Annotated in this window: 9 protein-coding genes; 6 read left to right on the top strand and 3 right to left on the bottom strand. The window is 64.6% G+C overall.

What is annotated here, in order from left to right; all coding sequences use genetic code 11:
• Window positions 1-96 precede the first annotated feature (96 nt).
• The gene (locus tag WAO18_RS00995; RefSeq protein WP_422203120.1) at window positions 97-663 is read left to right on the top strand and encodes a hypothetical protein; all 567 of its coding nucleotides are present in this window, start codon (window positions 97-99) and stop codon (window positions 661-663) included.
• A 194-nt stretch (window positions 664-857) separates the two neighbouring features.
• Here the strand turns inward: WAO18_RS00995 and WAO18_RS00990 are convergent, their stop codons facing one another.
• Together WAO18_RS00990 and WAO18_RS00985 are read right to left on the bottom strand one after the other, a co-directional pair.
• On the bottom strand, window positions 858-2,756 hold the full coding sequence (locus WAO18_RS00990; RefSeq protein ID WP_422203118.1) for an ABC transporter ATP-binding protein: 1,899 nt from the start codon (window positions 2,754-2,756) through the stop codon (window positions 858-860).
• Window positions 2,753-4,498, bottom strand: a complete 1,746-nt coding sequence (locus tag WAO18_RS00985; protein WP_422203123.1) for an ABC transporter ATP-binding protein — start codon at window positions 4,496-4,498, stop codon at window positions 2,753-2,755. The genes WAO18_RS00990 and WAO18_RS00985 overlap by 4 nt, the downstream gene beginning before the upstream one ends.
• A 137-nt stretch (window positions 4,499-4,635) precedes the next feature.
• On the opposite strand from WAO18_RS00985, the gene WAO18_RS00980 reads away from it, so the two are divergent.
• The 3 genes from WAO18_RS00980 (at window position 4,636) to WAO18_RS00970 (ending at window position 6,492) form a co-directional block, all read left to right on the top strand.
• The gene (locus WAO18_RS00980) at window positions 4,636-5,184 is read left to right on the top strand and encodes a DUF3558 domain-containing protein (RefSeq protein ID WP_422203116.1); all 549 of its coding nucleotides are present in this window, start codon (window positions 4,636-4,638) and stop codon (window positions 5,182-5,184) included.
• Window positions 5,181-5,738 (top strand): DUF3558 domain-containing protein, encoded by a 558-nt coding sequence (locus WAO18_RS00975; RefSeq protein ID WP_422203115.1) that lies wholly within the window; start codon window positions 5,181-5,183, stop codon window positions 5,736-5,738. Before WAO18_RS00980 ends, WAO18_RS00975 begins: the two co-directional genes overlap by 4 nt.
• A gap of 157 nt (window positions 5,739-5,895) precedes the next feature.
• The gene (locus WAO18_RS00970) at window positions 5,896-6,492 is read left to right on the top strand and encodes a hypothetical protein (RefSeq protein WP_422203113.1); all 597 of its coding nucleotides are present in this window, start codon (window positions 5,896-5,898) and stop codon (window positions 6,490-6,492) included.
• A gap of 16 nt (window positions 6,493-6,508) precedes the next feature.
• Here WAO18_RS00970 and WAO18_RS00965 read toward each other — a convergent pair whose 3' ends face one another.
• Complete coding sequence (locus tag WAO18_RS00965) at window positions 6,509-7,015, bottom strand: SixA phosphatase family protein (RefSeq protein WP_422203111.1); 507 nt, start codon at window positions 7,013-7,015, stop codon at window positions 6,509-6,511.
• A 194-nt stretch (window positions 7,016-7,209) separates the two neighbouring features.
• Between WAO18_RS00965 and WAO18_RS00960 the strand changes: the two genes are divergently transcribed.
• Entirely contained in the window at window positions 7,210-8,376 is a 1,167-nt protein-coding gene (locus tag WAO18_RS00960) for a metallophosphoesterase family protein (protein WP_422203109.1), read from the top strand.
• Window positions 8,373-8,505 (top strand): AAA family ATPase (locus WAO18_RS00955; RefSeq protein WP_422203122.1); only part of this gene is annotated, 133 nt, incomplete at its 3' end. The genes WAO18_RS00960 and WAO18_RS00955, both read left to right, overlap by 4 nt.

Here is an 8,505-nt window from a genome sequence, read left to right as displayed (position 1 = left end):
GCTGTATCGCGCGCGGCGCGGCGAGAGCTAGCCATCAGGTGTTCGCGGGGAGTGAAATTGCTTTGACATGGATTGTAACGCTGTAATCATGTAAGCATGAAACAACATCATGGACATGGGCGGCGGCACGGCCGCCCCGGCGGCTGGCAGCAAGCTGGCCAACCCGATGCCGGCGACGCCGCGGACTGGTTCGCCGGGCGCCTGCCCGACGCGTGGTTCGCCGGTGACCCGACCGTTGTCGTCGACCGCGAAGAGATCACCGTCATCGGAAAGCTGCCCGAACCCGAAGGTTCCGCGACGGACGAAAGCGAAGCCCACGCGGCCGGGCGGGCGTCACGCTTTCGCGAGGAGACGCGCTCGGAGCGGATGAGCATCGCCGACGAGGCGCAGAACCGCTACGGCCGCAAGGTTTCCTGGGGCGTCGAGGTCGGTGGCGAGCAGGTCCTGTTCACCCACATCGCGGTTCCGGTCATGACCCGGTTGAAGCAGCAGGAGCGACAGGTGCTCGACACCCTGGTCGACGCCGGTGTCGCACGGTCCCGCTCCGACGCGCTGGCCTGGTCGGTCAAGCTGGTCGGTGAGCACACCGAAGAGTGGCTGGCCAAGTTGCGTGATGCGATGTCGACCGTGGACGACCTGCGCTCCGAAGGGCCTGAGCTTTAGAGTGTCGACAAACCTCAACAGACTCATCCGCCTCGTGAGTCTCGTGCCTGGGGTCTAGTACTTTTGCGGTTTTGTGAGCACAGGCGATATCACGGGCTGCTCTGCGGCGGTGATATCGCATACGGTCACATTTCCGAAATCGGGGGTGGCCGGAAGCTGGCGCTGATATGACGGCTGGCGACACTCGGCGAACCCTAGGCCTGCGTCATCGCGTAGTAGGCACCCCTGCGGGCCAGTAACTCGCCGTGGTTGCCCTGCTCGACGATCTTGCCGGCCTCCATCACCAGAATGGCGTCGGCATCGCGGATCGTTGAAAGACGATGAGCGACAATGAAACTCGTTCGGTCGCGGCGTAGCTCATGGGTGGCTTTGGCGATCAGCAGCTCGGTACGGGTATCGACCGAACTGGTCGCCTCATCGAGGATAAGCAGTTGCGGGCGGGCCAGGAATGCGCGTGCGATCGTGATCAGCTGCTTCTCGCCGGCGCTGATGTTGCTGCCGCCGTCGCGGACCTGAGTCTGATATCCATCGGGCAGCGTGTGCACGAACCGGTCCACGTAGGCCGCGGTGGCCGCCTCGATCACCTCGGCGTCGGTGGCGTCGGGTCGTCCGTAGGCGATGTTCTGTGCGATCGTCCCGCTGAACAGCCAGGTGTCCTGCAGTACCATCCCGATGCGGCTTCGCAGCGAATGTCGGCTGACCGTAGCGATATCGACGCCGTCGATCAGAATCCGCCCGGAGTCCACGTCGTAGAACCGCATCAGCAGGTTCACCAGCGTCGTCTTGCCCACCCCGGTCGACCCGACGATCGCCACGGTGCTACCCGGCTCGGCGGTGAAAGACAGATCGTCGAGCACCGGTGTGCCAGGCTGATAGCCGAAGCCGACCCGGTCGAACTCCACTCGTCCAGTGCGTCCTTCGCCGTTGAGTGACGGCAGCGATCGCTGGCTGTCCGGCGATTCCTCGGGCTCGTCGAGCAACTCGAAAACCCGCTCCGCACTGGCCACTCCGGACTGCAGCGTGTTGTACATCGAGGCCACCGAATTCAGCGGCGCGTTGAACTGACGCACGTACTGGATGAACGCCTGAATGTTGCCCACCGTGATCTGCCCGGTTGCCACCTGCACGCCTCCGACCACTGCCACCGCGACATAGCTGAGGTTGCCGATGAACGTCGTCGCCGGTGCCACCAGACCTGAAATGAGCTGAGCGCCGAAACTTGCCTCGTACATATCGTTGTTGAGCCGGCGGAACTCGTCTTCGGTCCGGGCGCGCTGGCCGAACGTTCTGACCAGAGTGAAGCCGCTGTAGCTCTCTTCGATGTGAGCGTTGAGCCGGCCGGTATTCGTCCACTGCGCCACGAACAACCGCTGCGACCGCCGGGCGATCGCCCGCGTCACCACCACAGTTAAGGGGACGGTCAACAGGGTGATCCCGGTCAGCAGCGGGGAGATGCTCACCATCATCAGCAGCACCGTCGCCACGGTCAGCACCGCGCTGAGTAACTGAGTGATCGTCATCGACAGCGACGTCTGCAGGTTGTCGATGTCGTTGGTGACTCGGCTGAGTACCTCACCACGCCGCCGGGTGTCGAAGTAGGCCAATGGCAGCCGGTGCATCTTGTCTTCGACTTGCGTGCGCAGTGCCTGCAGAGTCCGCCGCACGGTCACGTTGAGCAGCCGGGCCTGTGCGTAGATCATCGCTGCGGCAAGCAGATACATGCCGAGGGCCACGGCCAGCGTGCGGGCGACCGCGCCGAAGTCGACACCGTGGCCGGGAATCACATGCATCCCGGACAGCAGGTCGGCGAAGGCATTGTCGCCGTGGGCCCGCGCTGCGGCGACGGCTTGGTCCTTGGTGATTCCCGCGGGCAATCGCCGGCCGATGACGCCGTTGAACAACAGATCGGTGGCATGGCCCAGGATGCGCGGGACCACGGTACCGATGACGGTTCCCGCGACGCTCAGCACCATTACCGCGATGGCCGTTCGTCGTTGCGGTGCAAGCAGTTTCACCAGGCGAACCGCCGAGCCGCCGAAGTCCCGCGGCCGCATTGCCGGGGGAGCGGGCGCCCGCCGCGTCGTGGTGGTCATCGTTTGCCGCCCACCTGGGTGTCCAGTGACTGCGATTCGGCGAATTCGCGGTAGGTGGGCGACTGCGCGAGCAGCGAATCGTGGGTACCGGTAGCGAGCACCCGCCCGTCCTCGACGACGATCACCTGGTCGGCGTCGACGATGGTCGAGATACGTTGTGCGACAACGATCACGGTCGCGTCTGCGGCCGTCTCGGTCAACCTGGAGCGGACCAGCGCATCGGTCTGCACATCGAGTGCGGAGAAGGCGTCGTCGAACAGGTAGATCGCCGGATGGCGGATCACCGCCCGCGCGATCGCCAACCGCTGCCGTTGGCCGCCGGAGAAATTGATGCCACCCTGTGCGACGCGCATCTGCAGACCGTCGGCGTGCGCCCGCACGAATTCGTCGGCAGCGGCGACGCGTAGCGCATCCCACATCTCGTCCTCGGTCGCGTCCACCTTGCCGTAGCGCAGGTTCTCGGCCACGGTTCCGGAGAACAGGTAGCCCCGTTGGGGCACCAGTCCGATGCCCGACCACAACTCGTCGATGTCGCGGTCCCGCACGTCGACACCGTCGACGAACACGGCTCCGGCGGTCGCGTCGTACAACCGGCAGATCAGCGCCACCAGGGTTGATTTTCCCGAGCCGGTGCTGCCGATGATGGCGGTAGTGCTGCCGGGCCGCGTGGTCAGCGAGATATCTTGCAGGACAGCACGATCCGCCCCAGGATAACGAAACGACGCGCCCTCGAGTCGAACCATTCCGCGGTTGTCCGGCGATGGCCGCACCGGATGCTGCGGGCTCTTCACCGCCGGGTCTGTCAACAGCACCTCGGTGATCCGTTCGGCGCACACCGCGGCCCGTGGCAGCACCATCACCGTCATCGTCGCCATCACCACGGCCATCAGGATCTGGGCGAAGTACACCAGAAATGCGATCAGGGATCCGACTTGCATGTGACCGCTGTCGATGCGCAAGCCACCGAACCAGATCAGCGCCACGCTGGAACAGTTGATGGTCAGGGTGGTGACCGGCAACATCAGCGCCTGCCAATTTCCCGCGGCTTGTGCGGTGTTGGACAGCGCGACGTTGGCCGCGTCGAAACGCTGACGCTCGAACGGTTCGCGTGCGAACGCCCGCACCACCCGCACGCCGGACAGCTGCTCGCGCATGACCCGGTTGATGTGGTCGATCAGACTTTGCATGCTGCGAAAGAGCGGCAGCGTCTTGGAGATGATCCAGTAGTTGGCCACCAGCAGTACCGGGACGCTGACCAGCAGTAGCCACGACAGGCCGGCGTCCTGATGGATGGCCATCACGATCCCACCGGCACACATGATCGGTGCGGCGACCAGCACGGTGGTGCCCATCTGAACCAGGAACTGGATCTGGCGGACATCGTTGGTGGTGCGGGTGAGCAGCGTTGGTGCCCCGAACCGGGACGTCTCGTGCTCAGAGAAGGTGGTGACTTGGTGGAACATCGCCGAGCGGAGATCGCGGCCCAACCCCATCCCGGTGCGCGACCCGAAGTAGACCGCGCCGACAGCGCACAGCACCTGCAGCGCGGTGACGGCGAACATCAGCCCGCCAAGCCGGATGATGGTGCCGGTGTCGCCCTTGGCGATGCCGTCGTCAATGATCGTCGCGTTCACCGTCGGCAGGTACAGCGACGCCAGAGTGCTGATCAATTGCAGCGTCATCACTGCGACGACCAGCCGTTGGTACGGCCGGACGAACTGGCGCAGCAGGGCCAGGAGCATCTGGTAACTGTTGCACACCGCCGTCGGCCGGGGCGCAACGATCTGATCGGAAACCACAGCTCACCGCGTGTGCGATGGTTGCCCAAAGATGGTGCCGCTACAGTGCAACCTGTGATCACCAGAAGGTGCGGGTAGCGGTGCGGCATAACGTGGCGGCGCTTGCCCTGACGGCGGCGGCTTTGATTCCGGTGGCGGCTGCGTGCTCTGATTCCGGCTCCAACCAATCCCAGTCACCCGGGTCGTCCTCGCCGGCGCCGGGGCAGGGGAGTCATGGTCCGTCCTTTCCGCAGTGCGGCGGAATCAGCGACGAGACGGTGAACAAGCTGACGCAGATCAACGGGCTGATCAACACCGCCAAGAATTCGGTGGGCTGCCAGTGGCTCGCCGGCGGCGGGATTCTCGGGCCGCATTTCTCGTTCTCCTGGTACCGCGGGAGCCCGATCGGACGCGAACGCAAGACCGAGGAATTGTCCCGGTCCAGCGTCGAAGACATCAACATCAGCGGTCACGGTGGATTCATCGCGGTCGGCAACGACCCGCAATTGGGTGATTCGCTGTGCGAGGTTGGCATCCAGTTCAACGACGACTTCTTCGAATGGTCGGTGAATTTCAGCCAGAAGCCCTTCCCCGACGCCTGCAACATCGCCAAAGAGTTGGCGCGTCAGACGATTGCGAACTCCAAATGAGTGCCACCGTAAGTCGTCGGGTACTGGTTGGCGTGGCGATACTGGCCACCGCGTTGTCCGTGTCGATCGGCTGCACCAGGTCTGTCAGCGGAACCGCGACGAAGGCGGGCGCCGGTGACGTGCCCCGTAACAACAATTCCGAGCAGCAGTACCCGAACCTGCAGAAGGAATGTGAGGTACTGACTACCGACGTGCTGGCCAAGACGGTGGGCGCCGACCCCCAAGACATCCAGAGCACGTTCGTCGGAGCTATCTGCCGTTGGCAGGCGGCCAACCCCGGCGGCCTGATCGACATCACCCGGTTCTGGTTCGAGCAGGGCAGCCTGGCCAACGAGCGTAAGGTCGCCGAATTCCTCAAATATCAGATCGAGAACCGGGCGATCGCCGGCGTGCCGTCGATCGTGATGAAGCCGAATGATCCCAACGGCTCGTGCGGTGTCGCCAGCGATGCCGCGGGCGTGGTCGGCTGGTGGGTCAACCCGCAAGTGCCCGGTATCGATGCCTGCGCGCAGGCCATTAAACTCATGGAGCTCACCCTCTCGACCAATTCCTGATATCGAACGCTGAACACTCGGTGCGCTGGTAGAACATGCCAGCGCACCGGTTCTTGTATCCGCAATACGGATATTTCGGCCAAAACGGTTGAGGGAGCTGATTTATTGACACCTGAAAGGGTTACCGGTCAATAGTCGCGGTGTATACGATCGACCAATGTCTGAAACACCCTCACACGAGCCATCGTCCGCAGCCGGGGACGTCACCGAGTCTGTCGCCGAGCCTGCGGCCACATCCGCGCCGGCGTCCACGACTCCCACATCCCACGCCGCACGCCCGTCGAAGTTCGCCAAGTGGGGCACCGTGGCGGCCTTGGTGTTGGCGATCCTCGCCGTCGCGGGCGCCGCTTACGGGTATTTCTACCCGAACCAGAGCGCCGCGGCCGCGGGCAAATACAGCGACCAGCAGCGCAATGACGCGAAGAAGCACACTTGCGAGACCTTCAAGATCGTCGACCGTGCTGTGGTCAGGAATTCGCACCTGAAGAACCCGGACAACGGCGGCCCGATCGGCGCGCTCTCGGTCGCGACCGCCCAGCGGTTCGCGTTTTACGACGGCGGCGCGTTCCTGCGCGACCGGGTGGCCGCGGAACCTGCGACCCCGAAAGACCTGGCGGACAATGCGAACGCGCTGGGAACCCAGCTCCAGGAACTCAGCATTGGATATCTGGCCGGTGCGCAGGATTTCGCACAGGACGAACTGCGTCAGAACCTCGATGACAACATCAAGAAGATCGTCGAGATCTGCAAATAACCCGTCGTAGCCGCGCTTAACGCGGCACGTGAAAATCGGCCAGCTGGGCGGACCCGGGTTCGAGGTCCGCCCAGCTGCCGTTGAGGCGCAGCACTGCCATCGCCGATGTCGGAAATTTCGTCGAGATGCGTTCGGCGGCATCGCTGTTGGCGGTCTCCGCCCTGGCCAACCCCAGCGCCAGCTCTGACATCGTCGGCTCGTGTCCCACAACCAACAAGACCGAGACGTCGTCAGCGACGCCGTTGATCTGGCCGATCACGGTCCCCGGTGTGGCGTCGTAGAGTCGGTCGACGTAGCGCACCGGCGCGTCAATCCCCGTGCGTGCCAGCGTTTCACGAGTGCGGGTTGCGGTCGAGCAGAGCACCGCGTCGATCGCCGGCAGATGGCTTCGCAACCAGTCACCCGCCAGGCCGGCCTCCCGCTCACCGCGGGGTGCCAGCGGTCGATCATGGTCGGCCACCCCGTCGGGGTAGGCCGACTTTGCATGGCGTAGCAGCACCAGCGTGCGGTTGTTGTCACTCACCCGAGCCAGGCTACGGCAGCCGCCTTGCGAGGCTCGTGTGGCTGATGTGACACATGCGTGTCGATGAGGCGCGCCGCTTGCGACCTGGTGTCGGACCTGCCGATTGAGGTCCCCGGACTTGTCGGCAGGCGGTCTTAAACTCGCGATGCCAGTCACGAACTGACCGGGCAATACGTAGAAGGGACGGGAGCGCAATGCGATTCGTGCACAGCGCCGACTGGCAACTCGGCATGACCCGTCACTTCCTCGCGGGCGAGGCACAGCCGCGGTATTCGGCGGCCCGCCGAGACGCCGTCGCCGGTCTCGGTCCGCTGGCAGCCGCCGCCGGTGCCGAGTTTGTGGTGGTGGCCGGCGACGTCTTCGAAGACAACCAACTGGAGCCGAAGGTCGTCAGCCAGTCGCTGGAAGCCATGCGCGCCATCGGGATTCCCGTCTACCTGCTGCCCGGCAACCACGATCCGCTGGACGCGTCGTCGGTGTACACCAGTGCGCTGTTCGTCGCCGAGCGCCCAGCCAACGTCCACGTGCTCGATCGGGCGGGTGTCCACGAGGTCCGGCCCGGCCTACAGATCGTCGCGGCTCCCTGGCGATCCAAAAGGCCGACGACCGACCTGGTCGCCGCGGTGCTAGAGGGCCTGCCCGCCGACGGCGTCACCCGGGTGCTGGTCGCCCACGGCGGCGTTGACGTGCTCGACCCCGATCCCGCCAAGCCGTCCTTGATTCGGCTGGCCGGTGTGGAAGACGCGCTGGCTCGCGGGGCAATCCACTATGTGGCACTGGGGGACAAGCACTCGTTGACCGACGTGGGCAGCACCGGCCGCGTGTGGTACTCCGGTTCGCCGGAGGTCACCAACTACGACGATGTCGAAGCCGATCCGGGTCATGTCCTGGTTGTCGATGTCGACGAGGCGCATCCGCAGCGTCCGGTGAGCCTTGAGACGCCGAAAGTCGGCCGCTGGCGGTTCAGCACTCTGCGCCGGCACGTGGACAACAGCCGCGACATCGCCGACCTGGATCTGAATCTGGATCTGATGCCCGACAAGGACCGAACGGTGTTGCGGCTGGCCTTGATTGGTTCGCTGACCGTCACCGATCGCGCTGCGTTGGATGCGTGCCTGGACAAATATTCGCGGCTGTTCGCATCGCTGCGGGTCTGGGACAGTCACAGCGATCTGGCGGTGATTCCCGCCGATGGCGAATTCAGCGATCTCGGGATCGGTGGGTTCGCCGCCGCGGCGGTCGAGGAGCTGGTTGAGGTCGCCCGCGACGGTGACGGCGAAACCGCCGGCGATGCGCAGGCGGCCTTGGCGTTGTTGTTGCGGCTGAGCGACAACGGCCATCAGGGGCGAGGTGCCGCATGAAGTTACATCGGCTGGTTCTCAAGAACTACCGCGGCATCGAGAGCCGCGAGATCGACTTTCCCGATCACGGTGTGGTGGTGGTATCCGGAGCCAACGAGATCGGCAAGTCGTCGATGGTCGAGGCGCTGG

Source organism: Mycobacterium sp. (assembly GCF_049278535.1).
Taxonomy (GTDB): Bacteria; Actinomycetota; Actinomycetes; order Mycobacteriales; family Mycobacteriaceae; genus Mycobacterium.
This window is presented reverse-complemented; position numbering and strand designations above follow the sequence as displayed.

What these genes read in the sequence shown, in the direction of transcription:
- WAO18_RS00995 (WP_422203120.1), top strand. Translation starts at nt 97, where the DNA reads ATGAAACAACATCATGGACATGGGCGGCGGCACGGCCGCCCCGGCGGC.
- WAO18_RS00990 (WP_422203118.1), bottom strand. Translation starts at nt 2,756, where the DNA reads ATGACCACCACGACGCGGCGGGCGCCCGCTCCCCCGGCAATGCGGCCG.
- WAO18_RS00985 (WP_422203123.1), bottom strand. Translation starts at nt 4,498, where the DNA reads ATGCTCCTGGCCCTGCTGCGCCAGTTCGTCCGGCCGTACCAACGGCTG.
- WAO18_RS00975 (WP_422203115.1), top strand. Translation starts at nt 5,181, where the DNA reads ATGAGTGCCACCGTAAGTCGTCGGGTACTGGTTGGCGTGGCGATACTG.
- WAO18_RS00970 (WP_422203113.1), top strand. Translation starts at nt 5,896, where the DNA reads ATGTCTGAAACACCCTCACACGAGCCATCGTCCGCAGCCGGGGACGTC.
- WAO18_RS00960 (WP_422203109.1), top strand. Translation starts at nt 7,210, where the DNA reads ATGCGATTCGTGCACAGCGCCGACTGGCAACTCGGCATGACCCGTCAC.